18 protein-coding genes and 3 tRNA genes are annotated in these 19,494 nt (G+C 75.2%); 7 read left to right on the top strand and 14 right to left on the bottom strand.

The genetic code is table 11. The features are described 5' to 3' along the window. Window positions 1–197: 197 nt before the first annotated feature. The 4 genes from OG989_RS14195 to OG989_RS14180 are packed head-to-tail and all read right to left on the bottom strand — an operon-like array spanning window position 198 to window position 3,868. Window positions 198–989, bottom strand: a complete 792-nt coding sequence (locus tag OG989_RS14195; protein ID WP_327030753.1) for a putative protein N(5)-glutamine methyltransferase — start codon at window positions 987–989, stop codon at window positions 198–200. Window positions 990–1,017: 28 nt separating this feature from the next. Then, window positions 1,018–2,139: a cystathionine gamma-lyase gene (locus OG989_RS14190; protein ID WP_327030752.1), complete on the bottom strand. Its 1,122-nt coding sequence runs from the start codon at window positions 2,137–2,139 to the stop codon at window positions 1,018–1,020. After that, a complete protein-coding gene (locus tag OG989_RS14185) occupies window positions 2,136–3,134 on the bottom strand; it encodes an NAD(P)H-dependent glycerol-3-phosphate dehydrogenase (protein ID WP_151456690.1) in 999 nt (332 codons plus the stop codon). The genes OG989_RS14190 and OG989_RS14185 overlap by 4 nt, the downstream gene beginning before the upstream one ends. Further along, a complete protein-coding gene (locus OG989_RS14180) occupies window positions 3,131–3,868 on the bottom strand; it encodes a lysophospholipid acyltransferase family protein (RefSeq protein ID WP_151456689.1) in 738 nt (245 codons plus the stop codon). Before OG989_RS14180 ends, OG989_RS14185 begins: the two co-directional genes overlap by 4 nt. A 127-nt stretch (window positions 3,869–3,995) precedes the next feature. On the opposite strand from OG989_RS14180, the gene cofC reads away from it, so the two are divergent. The 4 genes from cofC to OG989_RS14160 are packed head-to-tail and all read left to right on the top strand — an operon-like array spanning window position 3,996 to window position 8,317. Next, entirely contained in the window at window positions 3,996–4,631 is a 636-nt protein-coding gene (gene cofC, locus OG989_RS14175; RefSeq protein ID WP_151456688.1) for a 2-phospho-L-lactate guanylyltransferase, read from the top strand. A gap of 21 nt (window positions 4,632–4,652) precedes the next feature. Next, window positions 4,653–4,850 (top strand): cold-shock protein, encoded by a 198-nt coding sequence (locus tag OG989_RS14170; protein ID WP_192581542.1) that lies wholly within the window; start codon window positions 4,653–4,655, stop codon window positions 4,848–4,850. Between the two features lie 53 nt (window positions 4,851–4,903). After that, entirely contained in the window at window positions 4,904–7,309 is a 2,406-nt protein-coding gene (locus OG989_RS14165; RefSeq protein ID WP_151456687.1) for an RNA degradosome polyphosphate kinase, read from the top strand. A 24-nt stretch (window positions 7,310–7,333) separates the two neighbouring features. Continuing rightward, entirely contained in the window at window positions 7,334–8,317 is a 984-nt protein-coding gene (locus OG989_RS14160) for an NUDIX hydrolase (protein ID WP_327030751.1), read from the top strand. 191 nt (window positions 8,318–8,508) lie between these two features. Here OG989_RS14160 and OG989_RS14155 read toward each other — a convergent pair whose 3' ends face one another. From OG989_RS14155 to leuC, 4 genes are all read right to left on the bottom strand, one after another. Continuing rightward, window positions 8,509–10,485 (bottom strand): endonuclease/exonuclease/phosphatase family protein, encoded by a 1,977-nt coding sequence (locus OG989_RS14155; protein ID WP_327030750.1) that lies wholly within the window; start codon window positions 10,483–10,485, stop codon window positions 8,509–8,511. 130 nt (window positions 10,486–10,615) lie between these two features. Beyond that, the gene (locus tag OG989_RS14150; protein WP_327031160.1) at window positions 10,616–11,332 is read right to left on the bottom strand and encodes an HU family DNA-binding protein; all 717 of its coding nucleotides are present in this window, start codon (window positions 11,330–11,332) and stop codon (window positions 10,616–10,618) included. 172 nt (window positions 11,333–11,504) lie between these two features. Then, entirely contained in the window at window positions 11,505–12,092 is a 588-nt protein-coding gene (gene leuD / locus OG989_RS14145; protein WP_151457654.1) for a 3-isopropylmalate dehydratase small subunit, read from the bottom strand. A 12-nt stretch (window positions 12,093–12,104) separates the two neighbouring features. Continuing rightward, window positions 12,105–13,553, bottom strand: coding sequence for a 3-isopropylmalate dehydratase large subunit (gene leuC / locus OG989_RS14140; RefSeq protein WP_327030749.1), 1,449 nt, complete (start codon window positions 13,551–13,553; stop codon window positions 12,105–12,107). A 49-nt stretch (window positions 13,554–13,602) separates the two neighbouring features. On the opposite strand from leuC, the gene OG989_RS14135 reads away from it, so the two are divergent. Further along, on the top strand, window positions 13,603–14,289 hold the full coding sequence (locus OG989_RS14135; protein ID WP_013284529.1) for an IclR family transcriptional regulator: 687 nt from the start codon (window positions 13,603–13,605) through the stop codon (window positions 14,287–14,289). Window positions 14,290–14,534: 245 nt separating this feature from the next. Here OG989_RS14135 and OG989_RS14130 read toward each other — a convergent pair. The 4 genes from OG989_RS14130 to OG989_RS14115 form a co-directional block, all read right to left on the bottom strand. Further along, window positions 14,535–14,607 (bottom strand) — tRNA-Glu (locus tag OG989_RS14130). A gap of 443 nt (window positions 14,608–15,050) precedes the next feature. Then, window positions 15,051–15,123: transfer RNA gene (locus OG989_RS14125), tRNA-Glu, on the bottom strand. A 135-nt stretch (window positions 15,124–15,258) separates the two neighbouring features. Then, window positions 15,259–15,330: transfer RNA gene (locus OG989_RS14120), tRNA-Gln, on the bottom strand. Window positions 15,331–15,437: 107 nt separating this feature from the next. Then, window positions 15,438–16,241 carry a fumarylacetoacetate hydrolase family protein gene (locus OG989_RS14115; RefSeq protein WP_151457599.1) on the bottom strand — a complete coding sequence of 268 codons (804 nt, stop codon included), beginning with the start codon at window positions 16,239–16,241 and terminating at the stop codon, window positions 15,438–15,440. Between the two features lie 173 nt (window positions 16,242–16,414). Between OG989_RS14115 and OG989_RS14110 the strand changes: the two genes are divergently transcribed. Both OG989_RS14110 and OG989_RS14105 read left to right on the top strand, forming a co-directional pair. Further along, window positions 16,415–17,704: a hypothetical protein gene (locus OG989_RS14110; RefSeq protein WP_327030748.1), complete on the top strand. Its 1,290-nt coding sequence runs from the start codon at window positions 16,415–16,417 to the stop codon at window positions 17,702–17,704. Between the two features lie 34 nt (window positions 17,705–17,738). After that, on the top strand, window positions 17,739–18,665 hold the full coding sequence (locus OG989_RS14105) for a 3-methyladenine DNA glycosylase (RefSeq protein WP_327030747.1): 927 nt from the start codon (window positions 17,739–17,741) through the stop codon (window positions 18,663–18,665). A 71-nt stretch (window positions 18,666–18,736) separates the two neighbouring features. Here OG989_RS14105 and arfB read toward each other — a convergent pair whose 3' ends face one another. Together arfB and OG989_RS14095 are read right to left on the bottom strand one after the other, a co-directional pair. Then, window positions 18,737–19,162, bottom strand: a complete 426-nt coding sequence (arfB, locus tag OG989_RS14100) for an alternative ribosome rescue aminoacyl-tRNA hydrolase ArfB (RefSeq protein ID WP_132232586.1) — start codon at window positions 19,160–19,162, stop codon at window positions 18,737–18,739. 9 nt (window positions 19,163–19,171) lie between these two features. Continuing rightward, window positions 19,172–19,474, bottom strand: coding sequence for a hypothetical protein (locus OG989_RS14095; RefSeq protein ID WP_151457529.1), 303 nt, complete (start codon window positions 19,472–19,474; stop codon window positions 19,172–19,174). Window positions 19,475–19,494: the final 20 nt, after the last annotated feature.

The raw sequence follows: 19,494 nt of genomic DNA, 5'->3' as shown, positions 1-19,494 counted from the left end.
CCCGCCCCCGCCAGGCCGCGCGGCTGACGCCGGATGACGGGTGGTCTCACCGACGGGGCAGCTCGACAGCGCCGTGACGCGGACACCCCAGCCGGTCGAGGGCCGCCGGCGACCCGACGGGCCCGACCGCGCTGAGGACCAGCGCGTTGAGGACGGCGCGTTCAGGAGCAGCGCGTTGAGGAGGACGGCGCCGCGGGTCAGCCCGGGCGGCGGGCCGAGACGGCGGTGGCGTCCCGGTCGTCGTCCCGGGTCACCGTGGGGTGCAGGCCCACGGCGGTCAGCGCCGCGCGGAGCGCCTCCACCTGCCCCTCCCCCGCCTCGACCACCAGGTGCCCGCCCGGGGCCAGCCAGCGCGCCGCGCCCTCGGCGACGCGGCGCAGCACCGCCAGGCCGTCCGGCCCGCCGTCGAGGGCCACCGGCGCCTCGTGCAGCCGGGCCTCCGGCGGCATCAGCGCCACCGCCGCCGTCGGCACGTAGGGGGCGTTGGCCAGCACCAGGTCCAGCCGGCCCCGCCAGCGCGCCGGCAGCGGGTCGTACAGGTCGCCCTCGAAGACCGGCACGGCCAGCGGGGCCAGGTTGCGCCGGGCGCAGGCCACGGCGGCGGGGTCCACGTCGGCGGCGGCCAGCCAGCGCGGCGCGAGCCGGCGGGCCAGCGCCACCGTGGTGGCGCCGGAGCCGCAGCACAGGTCCACCACGGCCGCCGCCGGGCCGGTCACCGCGACGGCGACGTCGACCAGCAGGGCGGTACGCGCACGCGGCACGAACACGCCGGGGTCGACGGCGATCCGCTCGCCGCAGAACTCGGCCCAGCCGAGCACGTACTCCAGCGGCAGCCCGGCGACCCGGCGGTCGACCAGGCCGGCCAGCGCCTCGGCCGAGTCGGCGGCGGCGATCAGCAACTCCGCCTCGTCCTCGGCGTAGACGCAGCCGGCGGCGCGCAGCCGGTGCACGAGGGCGGGCCGGTCGGGGCGGAAGGAGAAGACGGTCACGGGGCACCTCCGGGCCGGTGTCCGGTGCTCAGCGGCTGGCGTCCAGTGCGGCGGTCACGTCGGCGACCAGGTCGACGGCGTCCTCGACCCCGCAGGAGAGCCGGACGAAGCCGGGCGGGGTGTCGTCGCCCCACTGGGCCCGCCGGTCGGCGGTGGTGTGCAGGCCGCCGAAGGAGGTGGCCGCGGCCACCAGCCGGGCCGCGTCGAGGAACCGCGCCACCCGCCCGGCGCCGCCGAGGTCGAAGCAGAGCACGCCGGGGATCCGTCGCATCTGGACCGACGCCACCGGGTGGGCCGGGTCGCCGGGCAGCCCCGGCCAGCGCAGCCCGGTCACGTCGTCGCGCCCCGCGAGCAGCCCGGCGAGGGCCTGCGCGTTCGCGGTCTGCCGGGCCAGCCGCAGGTCGAGGGTGGCCAGCGACCGGTGCGCGAGCCAGGCGTCGAACGCGCCCGGCACGGCCCCGGTGACGTTCCGCCAGGCGGTGACCGCGTCCCGCAGCTCGGGCGAGCGGGTCGCGACGTAGCCGAGCAGCAGGTCGGAGTGCCCGGTCAGGGCCTTCGTCCCGGAGGCCACCACGACGTCGGCGCCCAGGTCGAGCGGGCGCTGCCCGAGCGGTGTCGCCGTGGTGTTGTCGACCGCCACCAGGGCACCGGCGGCGTGCGCCCGGGCGGCCAGCGCCGCCACGTCGGCGACGTCCAGGCCGGGGTTGGCCGGGGTCTCCAGCAGCACCAGGCGTACGCCGTCGAAGGCCGGGTGCGGGCCGGCGGTCGGGGCGAGGAGCACCCGTACGCCGATGCCCTCCAGCGTGTCGGCGGCGAAGGCCCGGACGGCGAAGTAGCCGTCCGACGGGAGCACCACGGTGTCCCCCGGCCGCAGCAGCGTCAGCAGCAGCCCGGTGATCGCGGCCTGCCCGCTGGCGAAGACCCGGCAGTCGCCCCCCTCCAGTTCCCCGACCGCCGCCTCCAGCAGCCGCCGGGTGGGGTTGTCCGGCCGGCCGTAGCCGTCGGGCGCCGCCGCCGGCCCCGCCCACGGGTCCAGGTGGTACGGCGCGGCGAACACCGGCCCGGGCAGGAACGGCTGGCCGGGAGCCGGCTCGGGCAGGCCGGCGCGGACGCAGCGGGTGCCGTCGTGGTGCTCGGTCACGTCGCTCACTCCGGCTTGGTGGTGCGGCTCATCAGCGCCTCGACGGCGAGCCGAGGGTCCATGCCCTCGTGGCAGACCAGCTCGACCTGCTCGGTGATCGGCATCTCCACCGCGTGCGCCCGGGCCAGGTCGCGCAGGGCCAGCGCGCTCTTGACGCCCTCGGCGGTCTGCCGGGTGGCGACGCGTGCCTCCTCCAGGGTCGCGCCCCGGCCCAGGTGCTCGCCGAAGGTGCGGTTGCGGGCCAGCGGCGACGAGCAGGAGGCGACGAGGTCGCCCATCCCCGCCAGGCCGGCGAAGGTGAGCGGGTCGGCGCCCAGGGCCACCCCGAGCCGGGCCGTCTCGGCCAGTCCCCGGGTGACGAGCATGGCCCGGGTGTTGTCGCCGAACCCCATCGCCACCGCGATGCCGTACGCCAGGGCGATCACGTTCTTCACCGCGCCGCCCAGCTCGCAGCCGATCACGTCGTCGTTGGTGTACGGACGGAAGTAGGGCGTGGTGATCGAGCGCTGCACCTGCGTGGCCCGGTCGGCGTCGGTGCAGGCGACCACGGTGGCGGCGGGCTGCTCGGCGGCGATCTCCGGGGCCAGGTTGGGGCCGGAGACCACCACCACCCGGTCCGCCGCCACCCCGGCGGTCTCCACGATCACCTCGCTCATCCGCCTGGTGGTGCCGAGCTCGATGCCCTTCATCAGCGACACCAGGGTGGCGTCCGGATGCAGGTGGGCGGTCCACTCGGCCAGGTTGCCGCGCAGCGTCTGCGACGGTACGGCCAGCACCACCTGCTCGGCCCCGGTGATCGCCTCGGCGGCGTCGCCCGTCGCCGTGACCCGCGACGGCAGCAGCACGTCCGGCAGGTACTCCGGGTTGCGCCGCTCGGCCCGGATCGTGTCGGCGACCGCCTGGCGGCGGGCCCAGACGGTGACGTCCCGCCCGGCGTCGGCGAGGATCTTGGCGAACGCGGTGCCCCACGAGCCGGCACCCAGGACCGCGACGTGCCCGCTCACGCCGCCGCCCCCGGCCGCCGCCGATCGACGGCGGGGCGCGCCGTCCGTTCCCACAGTGGTGGCGGGGTGCCGCCCCGGATCTCGGTGAGCATGTCACGAAGGCGCAGCATGATGGTGTCGGTCATCTCCTCGAGGACGGCCTTCGTCGGGGTCGACCCGGCCCATCGGCCCAGGTCGACGGGGGGTCCGGCGACCACGGTCACCGGGATCCGGGGGCGCGGGTCCAGTCGGGACCGGCGCGGGTCGAAGATGCGCTCCGGGCCCCACATGACGAGCGGGACCACCGGCGCCCCGGTGGCGAGCGCGAGGCGGGCGGCGCCGGTCTTGCCCTTCATCGGCCACAGCTCCGGTTCGCGGGTGATGGTGCCCTCCGGGTAGATCACCACCGCGCCGCCCTGGTCGAGCGCGGCGACGAGGTGGTCCAGCGACCGCACCGCGTCCACGGTGTTGCGCTCGACCGGGATCTGCCGGCACCGGTGCAGGATCCAGCCGATCACCGGGACCCGGAACACGCTTGCCTTGCCGAGGAACTGCGGCCAACGGCCGGAGTCGTAGACGAAGTGGGCCGCGACGAGCGGGTCGGCGTGCGAGATGTGGTTCGGCACGATGATCACGCCGCCGTCGCCGCGCAGGTGCTCCATGCCGTGCCAGCTGCGCCGGGTCCAGACGGTCATCACCGGCTTGACCAGCACCACGGCGAACCATTGCCAGAACCCCAGCCTCCGCCGTGTCACCGCGCCTCCTCGTGCCGCCCCGCCCCGCACCGGATCCGCACCCGGTGACGCCCGCAGCGGAAATCATGCCTGCTCGACCCGGGTCCGGCCAGAGAGGGTACCGCCGTACGGCTGGCAGGATGGCGGTGTGAGTCAGCCGAGGTGGACCGTGGTGGTGCCCGTGAAGCGCCTGGCCGCCGCGAAGAGCCGGCTGCGGGGGGCGCTGCCGGCCGTACCGCACGAGGAACTGGCGCTGGCCCTGGCCGCCGACACGGTCGCCGCGGTGCGGGCCTGCCCGGCGGTGGCGGGGGTGCTGGTCGTCACCGACGACGCCCGGGTGGCCGAGGCCGCCCGCCGCGCGGGCGCCCGGGCGCTGCCCGACGCCCCCGGCGCCGGGCTGAACGCCGCCTTCCGGCACGGCGCGTCGGTCGCGGGCGGCGGCTGGGTGGCCGGGCTCACCGCCGACCTGCCCGCGTTGCGCCCGGCCGAACTGGCGGCGGCGCTGCGGGCGGCCCAGGCCGCGCCCCCGGGCGTACGCGGGTACGTGGCCGACGCCCCTGGCCAGGGCACCGTGCTGCTGGCGGCGCCGCCGGGCGTGGCCCTGGATCCCCGCTTCGGGGTCGGCTCGGCCGCCGCGCACGCCGCGAGCGGGGCGCTCGCCCTCACCGGGGACTGGCCGAGCCTGCGCCGGGACGTGGACACCGCCGCCGACCTGGCCGCGGCGGCCCGGCTCGGGCTGGGGCCCCGCACGGCCGCGTTGGCCGCCGCCGGCTGCCCGGCCTGAGGGGCGTGTAGCGTGCGGGTCATGCAGGGCACGGTGGCCACCTACGACGCGGCGACCCGCAGCGGGACGCTGCTCCTCGACGACGGCACCGAGCTGGCCTTCCCGGCCCGGGCGTTCGACGCCTCCGGCCTGCGCCTGCTCCGCCTCGGCCAGCGGTTGCGCGTCGAGACCGACGACACCGGCGCGGTGGTCCGGGTGACATTGCCGACGATGGCCTGAGCGGCTGGTCGAAGTTCATTTTGCGTTAACCGCATCCGGGTGATTATGGGCAGGTGAGCACCCCTCGCAAGCCCTCCGCCAACCGACCGTCCACCGACCCGGCCGCCCCCCGCAACGGCACCCGGTCCCGGGGCGCCGACGGCCGCTTCCACGCCGACCCGACGGCCGCGACCCCGGAGGCGGCGCCGGCCGCGACCCACGGCGAGGCGCCCACAGCAACCCCGGGCGGAGGGTCCGCCGCGACCCCGGGCGGAGGGTCCGCCGCGACCGGCTCGGCCGACGCCGCCGGTGCCGGTGGTGCGGCCGCCTCCGCCGGGCTGGAGGAGGTGCTGGATGCGGCGCCGCCCGTCGAGGCGCCGGCGCCCGACCTCGTCGACGAGCCCCCCGCAGCGGAGCCGCTGCCGGAGGACCGCTTCCTCAACCGGGAGCTCTCCTGGCTCGACTTCAACGCCCGGGTGCTGGCGCTCGCCGAGGACCCGCGCACGCCGCTGCTGGAGCGGGCCAAGTTCCTGGCCATCTTCGCCAGCAACCTCGACGAGTTCTACATGGTGCGGGTCGCCGGGCTGAAGCGCCGGCTCCAGGCCGGCCTGCCGGTACGCGGCGGGGACCGGATGCCGCTGCGCACCCAGCTGGAACTGGTCGCCGGGAAGGCCGCGACGCTGGTGGCCCGGCACTCGGCCTGCTTCACGGACGAGGTGCTGCCGAAGCTGGCCGCCGAGGACATCCGGATCCTGCGCTGGGCCGACCTGGACGACCCCGAGCGGGAACGGCTGCGCGCGTACTTCCGGGAGCAGATCTTCCCGGTGCTGACCCCGCTGGCGGTGGACCCGGCGCACCCCTTCCCGTACATCTCCGGGCGGTCGCTGAACCTCGCGGTGGCGGTCCGCGACCCGGACGGCGGCTCGGAGTTCTTCGCCCGGGTGAAGGTGCCGAACAACGTGCCCCGCTTCGTCCGGGTGCACCGCGACCTGCCGGGCGTGCGGATGCTGCCGGTGGAGGACCTGATCTCGGTGCACCTGGGGCAGCTCTTCTCCGGCATGCAGGTGGTCGAGTGCCACCTGTTCCGGGTCACCCGCAACGCCGAGGTGGAGGTCGACGAGGACCGCGACGAGGACCTGCTCCAGGCCCTGGAACGGGAGCTGGCCCGGCGCCGGTTCGGCCCGCCCGTGCGGCTGGAGGTGGCCGCCTCGGTCTCCGACCACGTGCTGGAGCTGCTCGTCCGCGAGCTGGACATGCACGACCAGGAGGTGCTGCGGGTGCCCGGCCTGCTCGACCTCTCCGCGCTCTGGCAGCTCTACGACGAGGCCGACCGGCCGGACCTGAAGGACCCGCCGTTCGTGCCGGCCACCCACCCCCGCCTCACCGAGGGCGAGGTGCCGCGCAGCGTCTTCGCGACCCTGCGCGACGGCGACATCCTGGTCCACCACCCGTACCACTCGTTCGCCACCAGCGTGCAGCGCTTCATCGAGCAGGCCGCCGCGGACCCGGACGTGCTGGCCATCAAGCAGACCCTCTACCGCACCAGCGGCGACTCCCCGATCGTGGACGCGCTCGTCGACGCGGCGGCCGCCGGCAAGCAGGTGGTGGTGCTGGTCGAGCTGAAGGCGCGCTTCGACGAGGTGGCCAACATCGGCTGGGCGCGCAAGCTGGAGCGCGCCGGCTGCCACGTCGTCTACGGCCTGGTCGGGCTCAAGACGCACTGCAAGACCGCCCTGGTGGTACGCCAGGAGGGCAACCAGATCCGCCGCTACTGCCATATCGGCACCGGCAACTACCACCCGAAGACCGCCCGGCTCTACGAGGACTTCGGCATGCTCACCGCCGACCCGGAGATCGGGGCCGACCTGACCGACCTGTTCAACGTCCTCACCGGCTACAGCCGGCAGACCGCGTACCGCCGGCTGCTGGTGGCGCCGCAGGGCATCCGCAGCGGCCTCATCGAACGCATCGAGCGGGAGATCGCGCACGTCCGGCTGGGCATGCCCGGGCTCGTGCAGATCAAGGTGAACTCGCTGGTCGACGAGAAGATCACGGACGCGCTCTACCGGGCCTCCCGGGCCGGCGTCCACGTGGACCTGGTGATCCGGGGCATGTGCACGCTGCGCCCGGGGGTGCCCGGCCTCTCGGAGAACATCCGGGTCCGCTCGATCCTGGGCCGGTTCCTGGAGCACTCCCGGATCTTCCGGTTCGGCAACGACGGCGACGCCGAGTTCTGGATGGGCTCGGCCGACCTGATGCACCGCAACCTGGACCGCCGGGTCGAGGCGCTGGTGCGGGTGAGCGACCCCGTCGCCCGGGCCGAGCTGGACCACGTGCTGACCGCCGCGATGAGCCCCGACGTGGACGCGTTCGAGCTGGCGGCGGACGGCACCTGGAGCCGGCGTACCGGCACGGCCGAGGAACCGCGGGTCCACCTCCAGGAGTTGCTGCTGCGTCGCGTCGGTGGCACGGCGGGCTGACCGGTACCCGCATAGGCTGACCTGATGCTGGATGAGCGGGACGCGGCCGGCCCCGGCCGGGGCCGGCCGCCCGGGTTCCCCGACGCCGCGCCCCCGATCCGGGCGGCGGGTGGTGTCGTGTGGCGCCCCGCCGACGACCCCGGGCCGGTCGAAGGGCCGGCCGCCGGGAGCACGGACGCCGCCCCGCGCGGTGGGGTGCTGGTCTGCCTCGTGCACCGGCCCCGCTACGGCGACTGGTCGCTGCCCAAGGGCAAGCTGGAGCCGGGCGAGCATCCGCTGCGCGCCGCCGTGCGGGAGGTGGCCGAGGAGACCGACGTCCGGGCGGTGCCGCAGGTGCGGCTGCCCACCGTGCGCTACCGCAGCGAGGGCCGCCCGAAGGTGGTCGACTACTGGTCGATGCGGGCGGTGGGCACCGGCGGCTTCCAGCCGGGCACCGAGGTCGACGACGTGCGCTGGCTCGGCGTGGACGAGGCGGTCCGGCTGGTCAGCTACCCGCACGACGCCGAGGTGCTGGCCGCGTACGCGGCCCTGCCCGCGGTCACCGGGACGGTGGCGCTGGTCCGGCACGCCCACGCCGGCAAGCGGGCCACCTGGTCGGGCCCGGACACCGGCCGGCCGCTCGACGCCCAGGGCTGGGCGCAGGCCCACGCGCTCGCCCCGCTGGTGGCGCTGGTCCGGCCGGCGCGGCTGCTGTCGGCCTCGGCCCGCCGCTGCGTACAGACCCTCGACCCGGCGGCGGCGCTGCTCGACCTGCCGATCGAGATCGACGGCGACCTGGACGAGCCGCGGCCGGGCCAGCAGCCCGACGAGTGCGCGCTGGCCGCCGCCGCCCGCCTGGCCGCGCTGGCGGCCACCGGCGAGCCGGTGGGGGTGTGCAGCCAGGGCAAGGTGATCCCGGGCGCCCTGGCCCGGCTCAGCGGGCGGCCGGGTGACTTCACCACCCCGAAGGGCGGCGGCTGGCTGCTCGCCTTCGCCGGCGACCGCCTGCTCGCCGGCGACCGCCTCTGACCGCGCGGCCACCGGGGCCGGCCGGTCCCGACCGGCCCGCTGGGCGGCGGGTCAGGCCGCCCCGTCGGGCGGCGGGCAGCGGACGGCGGGCGGCGGGCAGCGGGCAGCGGGCAGCGGGCAGTGGGCAGCGGGCAGCGGGCAGTGGGCAGCGGGCGGCGGGCGGCGGTCAGGCCGGCCCGTTCGGCGGCGGGTCAGGCCGGTGGCAGGGTCAGCGTCACCGCGACCGGCAGGTGGTCGCTGGCCGTCCCGGGCGGGGCCGCCGCGTCGCCGGCGGCCAGGTCGGGCGTGACGAAGACGTGGTCGATCTGCTGGCGCGGGGCGTCCGCCGGGCTGGTCCGCAGGGGGCGGGCGGCGGCGAGCGCGTCGACCAGACCGGCCCGGGTGAACTCGGCGAACGCCGGGTCCCCCGGCTCGGTGTTCAGGTCTCCGGCGACCACCAGGGGCCGGCCGGCCGCGTACCGCACGGCGAAGTCGGCGACCGCGCGGGCCTGGACCACCGGGTCCTCGCCGGGCGGCGGTTGCAGGTGGGTGGCGACGACCGCCAGGCGGACGCCCGCGCTGAAGTTCACGGTGACGCCGAGGGCCTGCGCCCCGGTGGGCGCGCCGACCGCCGGCAGCGGCCGGGTCCGCGCCGCGTCCAGCGGCCACCGGCTCAGCACGGCGTCGCCCCAGAGCGGATCGGCGGCCGGCGCGAAGACGTACGGCATGTTCAGCCGCTCCGCCAGCAGGTCGAGCGTGTCGTGGCCGCCGTTGAGCAGCCAGCCCCGGTCCACCTCGCTGAGTGCCACGACGTCGGCCCCGGCGACGGCCCGCGCCAGCGCGTCCGGGTCGAAGCGGCCGTCCATCCCGAACCCCATCCGGACGTTGTACGCCGCCACCCGCACCGTCTCCGGCGGCCCGTCCCGGTTGGTGGCGGAGAGCAGCTCGTCGCTGGCGACCGCGGCCAGCAGCGTCACCACGGCGGCGGTGGCGGCCGTCCACACCGGCGGCAGCGGCGACCGGGCCGGCCCCGGGGTGGGACGCCTCGCCAGCGCGACGGCGGCGACCAGCACCGCCACCGCCACCGGCACTCCGGCGTTGGGGTGGCCGAGGTCGTAGGCGGAGTAGTAGGCCACCGCCGCGACGGCGAAGACGAGCATCCCGGCGACGGCGGCGTACCCGCGCCGCCCGGCCGCCCGCGCCGGGGCCGCCGCGCCACCGGCCGCCCGCGCCGGGTCCTGCCCAGCGCCGTCGGGGACCGGGGTGCGGGCTTGGTCCGCGCCGTCGTCGCCCCGCCCGTCCGCCGCACCGGCCGACGCCAGGCACGCGCCGAGACCGACGGCGGTGAGCAGGACGGCCGGCAGCAGCAACTCCCCGCGTCCGAGGGCGACGAGGACGGCCCCGCCGACCAGGGCCACCGGCCCGAGCCACCGCCAGGCGCCCCGGCGGGATGGGGCCAGCGCGGCGAGCAGGAACCCGCCGACCGCCACGGCGAGCGGGGCGGGGCCGAACAGCGGCACGGTGGCCACCCCCACCTCGTCGGCGGGATCCGACCGCAGCAGACCGAACTGGTACGACGTCGCCGTCCGGGCGACCGCCGGGGAGAGCGCCACCATGCCGGCGAGCAGCAGCGCCGGCCCGGCCAGCAGCCAGCTCCGTACGCCGCCCGTCCCGGCCGGCGGCGCGGGCCGCGCCTGCCCCGCCAGGAAGAGCCCCGCGACCCCGACGGCCGCCAACCATGCCGGCCAGTCCCCGAAGAACGCCGAGCGGTACGTGTCCAGCACCGTGTGCAGGACGGCCCCGACCGCCAGCCCGAGCGCCAACCCGGGCACGGGGCGATCAGTGCCGGCGGCGGCACCAGCGAGCCAGACCAGCCCGGCGAGCAGCCCGGCCGTGGCGAGCCAGAGCTGGAGCCGCCCGCCCGGCTGGCCGTTGACGGCGAGCCGGGCCACGACCAGCAGCACCGCGGCGACGAGTGTCACGGGGCGGGCGCCGACCCGACGGATCAGCGCGGGCGCGGCCAGGGCGAGCAGGAACCAGCCGAACGCGAACGCCCCCAGCAGTTCGGCGGGGGTCGAGGCGGCCTGCCCGAAGATGGTGATGACCGCCGGCAGGAAGACGCGCAGCACGTCGACCAGGAGCACGACGCCCAGGGCGAGGGTGACGGTGGTGAGGTGGCGGTAGCGCACCGGGCTGCCTTTCGCCGACCGGAAGGGGTGCGGCGATTCTGCGGGCGGGGCACGGTCGGGGTCAACGGGTGGGGGTGGACACGGCGAAGGGCGCCCACCGTCGGTGGACGCCCTTGTCGTACCGCCAGGGTCAGCGCTTGGTGGCGGTCTTCTTCGCCGCCGCCTTCTTTGCCGGCGCCTTCTTCGCCGCCGCGCTCTTGCTCGCCGTCGCGGTGGTCTTCTTCGCCGCCGTGGCCTTGGTCGCCGCGGTGGTCTTCTTCGCCGGGGCGGCCTTGGTGGTCGCGGTCTTCTTCGCCGCGGTGGTCTTGGTCGCCTTCGCCGCGGGGGCCTTCTTGGCCGCTGCGGTCGCCTTGGTCCCGGTCGCCTTCGCGCCCGCTGCCTTGGCCCCGGTGGCCTTGGCTCCGGTGGCCTTGGCACCCGTGGCCTTGGCACCCGTGGCCTTGGCACCCGTGGCCTTCGCCCCGGTGGCCTTGGCACCCGTCGTCTTGGCCGCCGCGGTGGTCTTGGTGGCGGACGTGGTCTTGGCGGCGGCAGCCGTGGTCTTCTTCGCCGCCGCCGTGGCCTTCGGCACCTTGCCGCTGGCCACCATCTCCTTGAAGCCGGCGCCGGGACGGAAGGTCGGGACGGATGTCTTCTTGACCTTCACCGCCTCGCCGGTCCGTGGGTTGCGCGCTGTTCGGGCGCCCCGGACGCGCTTTTCGAACGCTCCGAATCCGGTGATCGCCACCTTCTCGCCCTTGGTGACCGCCGCCTGGACCTCAGCGAGGACCGCGTCGAGCGCGGCCGTCGCCGTCTTCCGGTCCCCCAGGCGAACGGCGAGCGCCTCGATGAGCTCGGCCTTGTTCACGACTTCCTCCCGATTGTGCAACTGACTCGACGCGAGCCATTCTGCGCGCACGGTATGCCCTGTGCTGCCGGGACACAAACATTCGGTCGAAAAAAGCCCTTGTGTCGTAACGGATTCGCCCCCACCGGTGAGACCGGCGGGGGCGGAAACCGCTGTGGGATCGGGCGTACGGCTATGCGACCGAGGGCAGGAACGGCGGCCGGGCGGCCTCGAAGGCGCTGATCTCCGCCTCGTGGCGGAGGGTGAGTCCAATGTCGTCCAAGCCCTCCAGCAGCCGCCAACGGCTGAAGTCGTCCATCGGGAACGACCAGGTGGCCTCGCCGACACGCACCTCGCGGGCGGTCAGGTCCACGGTGACGGGGGTGGTCGGGTCGGCCTCCACCAGGTCCCAGATCTCCTCGACCGCCTTCAATTCCAGCTCGACCGGGAGCAGCCCCTCCTTGAGGGCGTTGCCCCGGAAGATGTCGCCGAAGCGGGGCGCGATCACGGCACGGAACCCCCAGTCGCGCAGCGCCCAGACGGCGTGCTCCCGGGAGGAGCCGGTGCCGAACTCCGGACCGGCCACAAGAATCGACGCACCCGAATAGGTTTCATCGTTGAGCACGAATTCCGGGTCCTCCCGCCAGGCGCTGAACAAGCCGTCCGCGAAACCGGTCCGGGTCACCCGCTTGAGGTACACGGCGGGGATGATCTGATCGGTGTCCACGTTGGATCGCCGCAGCGGCACGGCGGTGCCCGTGTGGGTGGTGAACCTCTCCATCTGGGTGCCCTTCTACAGGTCGGCGGGAGCGGCCAGCCGGCCGGCCACGGCGGTGGCGGCGGCGACCGGCGGGGAGACCAGGTGGGTGCGTCCGCCCCGGCCCTGGCGGCCCTCGAAGTTGCGGTTGGAGGTGGAGGCGGAGCGCTGGCCCGGCGAGAGCGTGTCCGGGTTCATCCCCAGGCACATGGAGCAGCCGGCGAAGCGCCACTCGGCGCCGGCGTCGGTGAAGACCTTGTCCAGCCCCTCCGACTCGGCCGCCTCGCGCACGGCGGCGGAACCGGGCACGACCAGCATCCGCACCCCGTCGGCGACCCGCTGCCCGCGCAACACGTCGGCGGCGGCCCGGAGGTCCTCCAGCCGGCCGTTGGTGCAGGACCCGACGAAGACCACGTCGACCGCGAGGTCGCGCAGCGGGGTGCCGGGGCGCAGGTCCATGTACTCCAGCGCGCGCCGGGCGGCGGTCCGCTCGGCCTCGGTGACGAACTCCTCCGGGGTCGGCACCACGGCACCCAGCGGCGCACCCTGGCCCGGGTTGGTGCCCCAGGTCACGAACGGGGTGACCGCGCCGGCGTCCAGGGTCACCTCGGCGTCGAAGGTGGCGCCCTCGTCGGTGGGCAGGGTCCGCCACCAGGCCAGCGCCGCGTCCCAGTCGGCGCCCTTCGGGGCGTTCGGCCGCCCCTTCAGGTACGCGAAGGTGGTCTCGTCCGGCGCGATCATGCCGGCCTTGGCGCCCCACTCGATGGACATGTTGGCGATGGTCATCCGCCCCTCCATGGACAGCGACCGGATCGCCTCGCCGCGGTACTCGACGATGTGCCCGCGGCCGCCGCCCGTACCCACCTGGGCGATCAGCGCGAGCACCAGGTCCTTGGCGGTGACCCCGGGACCGAGCTGCCCCGTCACGTTCACCGCCATCGTCTTCGGCCGGCTCTGCGGCAGCGTCTGGGTCGCCAGCACGTGTTCGACCTCACTCGTGCCGATGCCGAACGCGAGCGCGCCGAACGCGCCGTGGGTGGCGGTGTGCGAGTCCCCGCAGACGATGGTCATGCCGGGCTGGGTGACGCCGAGCTGCGGGCCGATGACGTGCACGATGCCCTGGTTCTCGTCGCCCAGCGGGTGCAGCCGCACCCCGAACTCGGCGCAGTTGCGGCGCAGCGTCTCGATCTGCGTACGCGAGGTCGGGTCGGCAATGGTGAGCAGGTCGCCGCGCCGCAGGCGGAACGACGGGTCGGCGTACCCCGTCGGGGTGTTGTGGTCCTCCGTCGCGAGCGTGAGGTCGGTGCGGCGCACCCGGCGCCCGGCGAGGCGCAGCCCGTCGAAGGCCTGCGGGCTCGTCACCTCGTGCAGCAGGTGCAGGTCGATGAAGAGCAGATCGGGCTCGCCCTCGGCGGACCGTACGACGTGCGCGTCCCAGACCTTCTCGGCCAGGGTCCTCGGCTCGGTAGTAGTGACTCCCACCATCTGGACATCCTAAATTCTGGGAGGTAAGTTTCGGCTTGTGGGACACAGTATGAGCGGTGTCGGCGTTCTCGACAAGGCGGTGGTCATCCTGGCCGCCTGCGTCGACGGCGCCAGCCTGGCCGAACTCGTTGAACGCACCAAGCTGCCCCGGGCCACCGCGCACCGGCTGGCGCAGGCGCTGGAGATCCACCGGATGCTCGTCCGGGACACCCAGGGTCGATGGCGTCCCGGCCCGCGCCTGGGTGAGCTCGCCAATGCCGCCCCGGACGTGCTCCTGACGGCGGCGGAGCCGCTGCTGGCGGCGCTGCGGGACGCGACGGGCGAAAGCGCCCAGCTCTACCTGCGCCGCGCCGACGAGCGCATCTGCGTGGCCGCCGCCGAGCGGGCCAGCGGCCTGCGGGACACCGTGCCGGTCGGCTCGGTGCTGCCGATGACGGCGGGCTCCGCGGCGCAGATCCTGCTCGCCTGGGAGCCGCCCGAGGCCGTGATGCCGCTGCTGCCCCGGTCGAAGTTCACCGGCCGCACCCTGGCCGAGGTACGCCGCCGGGGCTGGGCGCAGAGCGTCGCCGAGCGGGAGGCCGGTGTGGCGAGTGTCTCGGCGCCGATCCGCGACCGCACCGGTCGGGTCATCGCCGCGATCAGCATCTCCGGGCCCATCGAGCGCCTGGGACGCCGCCCCGGCGAACGCCACGCGATGGCCGTGGTCCGAGCCGGCCAACGCCTCTCCGGCCTCTGACGCCCCCACCCACCCCACCCACCCCGGCCCACCCGCCGGCTCACCCCCACCGCCGCCCATCGGCCCCGTGTCGATCAAGAAGTTTCCGCCCGGGTTCGACCCCGGACCGGGCGAAAACTTCTTGGTCGACACGACCGGCAGCGGCGCGGCCAGGGGCGGGGGTACCGCGCGCGGGGACAGCCCGGGCGGGAGGGTGGAATGCCGAACGGCCCGTTCCACCGGAGTGGAACGGGCCGTTCGAGATGTAGCCCCGACCGGATTCGAACCGGCGCTACCGCCTTGAGAGGGCGGCGTCCTGGGCCGCTAGACGACGGGGCCAAGACTTCACTGCTTCCACCGCCCTTGCGAGCGGTGCCGCTGTAGTCTAGCGGCGGCCCCCACCGGGACGGAAATCGGGGCGACCGGACGGTCGTCCCGGCACTCCACCACCCGGACGACCAGGATCGGACGACCGGAGACCACGCTTCGGCCGAGGCCACGACCGGCCGGAACGGAAACCGGTCGCCAGCAGGGGCGGACCCGAGCCGCACCACGGCGGGGCGGAGACGGGTCGGCCCGCAGGGGCGGACCCGAGCCGCACCACGGCGGGGCGGAGACGGGTCGGCCCGCAGGGGCGAGCCCGAGCCGCACACGGCGGGTCGCAGCCGCCGGCGTTTGCCACCCGTGTCGCGGCGCAGGCAACCACGCGGCAACGAACAGCGCCGGCGTGGGACATGCGAAACGACCCGCCCCACCGGAGTGGAACGGGCCGTTCTGAGATGTAGCCCCGACCGGATTCGAACCGGCGCTACCGCCTTGAGAGGGCGGCGTCCTGGGCCGCTAGACGACGGGGCCAGAACTGACTTGCGGCACCACTCTGCCGAGCGGTGCCGCTGGACTCTATCAGAGAGAACCCCGATCCCCTGAACGGGAACCGGAGTCGTCTCCTACGAGATCCAGCGCCCGAAGCTCTTGCGAACCTCGGCTGCGCTGGGGTACCAGGACTCGAACCTAGACTAACTGAACCAGAATCAGTCGGGCTGCCAATTACCCCATACCCCATTGGCCCCTTGCGGTGCCGGGATCAAACTTTACCCTCCCGGTGCCAGCAGGCCAAATCGAGTCCCCCAAACCGCCCCTGAACTGCGGAAACGGGGCCTCGACGCGGATCAGGCGACGGGCACCACCGGGTTGGTGAGGTCTCCGATCCCCTCGATCCGCACGGTGACCGTATCCCCGTCCAGCAGCGGGCTAACCCCGGCCGGCGTGCCCGTGAGCACCACGTCGCCGGGGAGCAGCGTCATCACGTGCGAGACGTACGACACCAGGGCCGGCACGTCGAAGACCATGTCGCGGGTCCGGCCGAGCTGGCGGACCTCCATCTCCTCCGGATTGCGACCCACCTCACAGCGGATCTCCAGGTCGCGGACGTCGAGCCCGGTGGTGATCCACGGCCCGATCGGGCAGAACGAGTCGAAGCCCTTGGCGCGGGTCCACTGCCCGTCGGAGCGCTGGAGGTCCCGGGCGGTGACGTCGTTGGCGCAGGTGTAGCCGAAGATGGCCCGCTCCGCGGCGGCCCGGTCGGCCCGGCGGGCGCCCGGCGCGCCGATCACCACGGCCAGTTCGGCCTCGTGCTCGACCTGCTTCGAGAAGATCGGCAGCCGGATCGCGTCCCGGGGCCCGATCACGGAGGTGGACGGTTTGAGGAAGAGCAGCGGCTCCTTCGGCACCTCGCTGCCGTGCTCGGCGGCGTGCTCGGCGTAGTTGCGGCCGACGCAGACGACCTTGCTGGGCAGGATCGGCGAGAGCAGGCGGACGTCCGACAGCGCCCAGCGGGCACCGCTGAAGGTGATCTGGCCGAACGGGTGGCCCTCGATCTCGGCGATGGTCAGGCCCTGCGGGCCCGCCTCCGCTTCGCCCTCGACGACCCCGAACGACATTCCCTTGGCATGAGCAAAACGAGCGATACGCACCAGGCCAATCTAGCCCCGGCGACCCGCGACCCGGCCGAGGCCGCAGTCAGGCGCGCCCGGGACGCCGGGAGGGCGCACCCTACGACACCGTCCGCTCGCGGGGGCGGAGTTCGCGACTTCGTACCCGCCCGGTGTCGTCGCGCCCCTAGCGTCGGCTCCGGAGGTTCGTTCGTATGCCTGCATCGACACGACACCACAGGGCCCTCGCAGTGTTCGTACACTGCCTCGGCATTCTCTCCGCCGTGCCGGCACTGCCGGCGGCGGCCCCACCCGCGGCGGCCGCGCCACCACCGGTGGTCGCGCCGACCCCGGAGCCGGCGATGCCGTCGGCGCCGCCGGCGGTGCCCACCCCGACCCGGGCCGCCCCGCCGGTGGCGAAGCCGCCGGTCACGGTCGCGGTGGTGCCGGAGAGCACGCCGGCGCCGCGCTACCGGATCCAGGTCCGCAACAGCGGTGGCACGCCGGTGGACACCACCGTCCGGCAGGAACTGCCGCCCGGGGCCTCGGCGACCGCCATCACCGCCGGGGGCCGGGCCACCCGGGCCGCCCGGGGCACCGGGCAGTCGGCCACCGAGGTGACCTGGCAGCTGAAGCTGCCCGCCCGCAGCACCACCACCCTGGGCACGGCGCTCACCGCCGCCGCCCCCGCCCGGCCGCTGACCGCGCCGGCCTGCGCCTACGCCCGCGACGGCAGCCGGCCGTACGACTGCGCGACCGCGACCTGGACCGCGGGCGTGCCGGCCGCCGCGCCCCAGCGTTCCGAGACGCCGCCGTGGCGCCGGACGCCGGTGCTGCTGGCCGGGCTCGGCACGGTGACGGTGCTCGCGGTGGGCGGGGTGTGGACCTGGCGCCGGCGCCGCCGACCGGTCGCCGCGGCCCTCTCCGGCCAGCATCCGGGGACGGTCTACCCGCGCCCGGCCGCGCCACGACCGGAACAGCTCCGCCGCAAGCCGTCCGTCTGGCTGATCGTCCCGGTGGCCGCCGTCGTGCTCGCCGGCACGGTGGGCACCGCCGCCTGGACGGCCACCCGGCAGGTCGCGGCCGTCGACACCGACAGCCAGCCGACCAGCGGCGCGTGGCTGGGCCAGGGGGTCAACGGCGCCGTCGGCGAGCCGCTGCGCGAGTCGGCGTTCGAGTTCACCGTGTACCGCGTCGCGTGCGAGCCCGGCGCCGCGGCCCGGCAGTGCGAGGCGACGGTCGGGGTGCGCAACCTCACCCCGGAGCAGCAGAGCTGGCACGGCCGGCTGCAACGGGCGTACCTGCCCGACGGCAACTTCGTCAGCACCGACGAGCAGGCGACCCGGGCCGCCAACCAGGGCCGGGACGTCTTCGCCCAGCCGATGGCGGCCGGCAGCCGGACGGTGCTGCCGCTGGTCTTCACCGTCGCCGGGAAGGCGCCGCCGGAGCAGCTTGAGCTGCGCAGCGGGGTGTTCTCCGCCGGGGTCCGGGTGGACGTGCCCTGACCGGGCGCCGGGCGGCGGTCGTACCCTTGGCTTCGTGACCGCCGCCCTCGCCCCGCCGACCTGGGTTGCCCTCCTGGAGGCGCACGAGAGGCGTGCGGACGCCCTGACCGCAGGCCACCGCGCCCGCAGGGCCACGGGGGAACGCCACGCGATCGACGACTTCCTGTACGACTACTACGGCACCCGGCCCTCGGTGCTCCGCCGGTGGCACCCGGGCGTGGGCGTCTCCCTGGCGCCGGGCCCGGACGGCTCCGCCCCGCACCGGCAGTGGCGTTGGTACGCGACGGCGGCGGACGGGGCGGTGAGCTTCGACGTCGCGGCGTTCCTCGTCGACCGGGCCGAGTCGGTGCGCTTCATCCACCGCCTGTTGTCCGCGATCGCGTCGCGACCGGCCTTCACCGGCTGCTTCGGCCTGCACGAGTGGGCGATGGTGTACCGCCAGCGTGAGCATCGGCACCCGCTCCCCCTGCGACTCGGGCAGGAGGGCACCGACGCGGTCGTCGAGTCGCACCAGATCCGCTGCACGCACTTCGACGCGTACCGCTTCTTCACCCCGGACGCGGTCGGCCTCAACCGGCTCCGACCCACGAGGGAGAGCCAGGTGGAACTCGACCAGCCGGGCTGCCTGCACGCATCGATGGACTGCCACAAGTGGGCGACCAAGTTGGGGCCCGCGGTTCCGGGGGACCTGGCGCTCGACTGCTTCGAGCTGGCGAGGGACATCCGGCTACTCGACATGCAGGCGTCCCCGTACGACTTCTCCTCCTACGGGCAGCCCGCGGTGGCCATCGAGACGCCGGAGGGCAAGGCCGAGTACGCGGCGCGTCAACGCGAGTTCGCACAGCGTGCCGGCCAGCTACGCGCCCGGCTCATCGGTGTCTGCGCGGCGCTGCTCGAACAGGCGGCGCCATCGACACGGGTGGGGGGGCGTGACCCCCTGAGCCAGCGGTCTGCCCGCTGAGCCGTGGAGCTGGCCGCCGGGGACCCCGTCGATGACGGCGAGGAGCACCGGGCCCCGTGGGGAGTCTCGGGTCAGTCGCCGTCGACGCGGCGGTCGCGCTTGCGCTGTGACCGGCGCTTCTTGTCGGCCAGCCGGCGCTCCTTCGCGCCCCGCGACGGGCGGGTGGGCCGGCGGGGCGGGGGCGGCGGGGCGGCGGCCTCGCGCAGCAGCGCGGCCAGCCGTTCGCGGGCGGCCTCCCGGTTGGCCAGCTGCGCCCGGTGCTCGCTGGCGGCCACGGTGAGCACGCCGTCGACCAGCCGGCCGGCGAGCCGCTCCAGCGCCCGCGCCCGCAGCGGCTCGGGCACGCCGGGCGAGGCGGCCAGGTCGTAGCTCAGCTCGACGCGCGAGTCGGTGGTGTTGACACCCTGGCCGCCGGGCCCGGACGACCGGGAGAACCGTTCCCGCAACTCGGCGGCGGGAACGGTCCACCGGTCGTTCACCCGCAGTCCGTCGTCCACCCCCCGAGGCTAGCGCCCCTGCCGGACGCTCGGGGTAGCGGACGGACCCGGGGTCTGCGCGGGTGGGTCGGGACTCCCGTCGGAGTCGGCGGCGGCGTACGCGACCGCCCCCACCAGCAGCAGGGCGATCACCCCGATCTTCGTGGTGGCCGCCTTGATCAGCAGCCACGCGGCGCTCCGGGCGCCGGGCACGGTCTTCTTGACGGTCTGGTAGTCGGCCCACCCGCGTCGTGCCCGGGCGTACGCCGACCCCACACCGGTACCGATCAACAGGCCCACCAGCAGGAGGACCACGATTCCAGGACGCTCCACCCGAGCCAGTTATCCATACT

The organism is Micromonospora sp. NBC_01740 (assembly GCF_035920365.1).
In the GTDB taxonomy this organism is placed as follows: Bacteria; Actinomycetota; Actinomycetes; order Mycobacteriales; family Micromonosporaceae; genus Micromonospora; species Micromonospora reichwaldensis.
The sequence above is the reverse complement of the archived record's forward strand: the minus strand, read 5'-3'. Positions and strand labels throughout refer to the sequence as shown.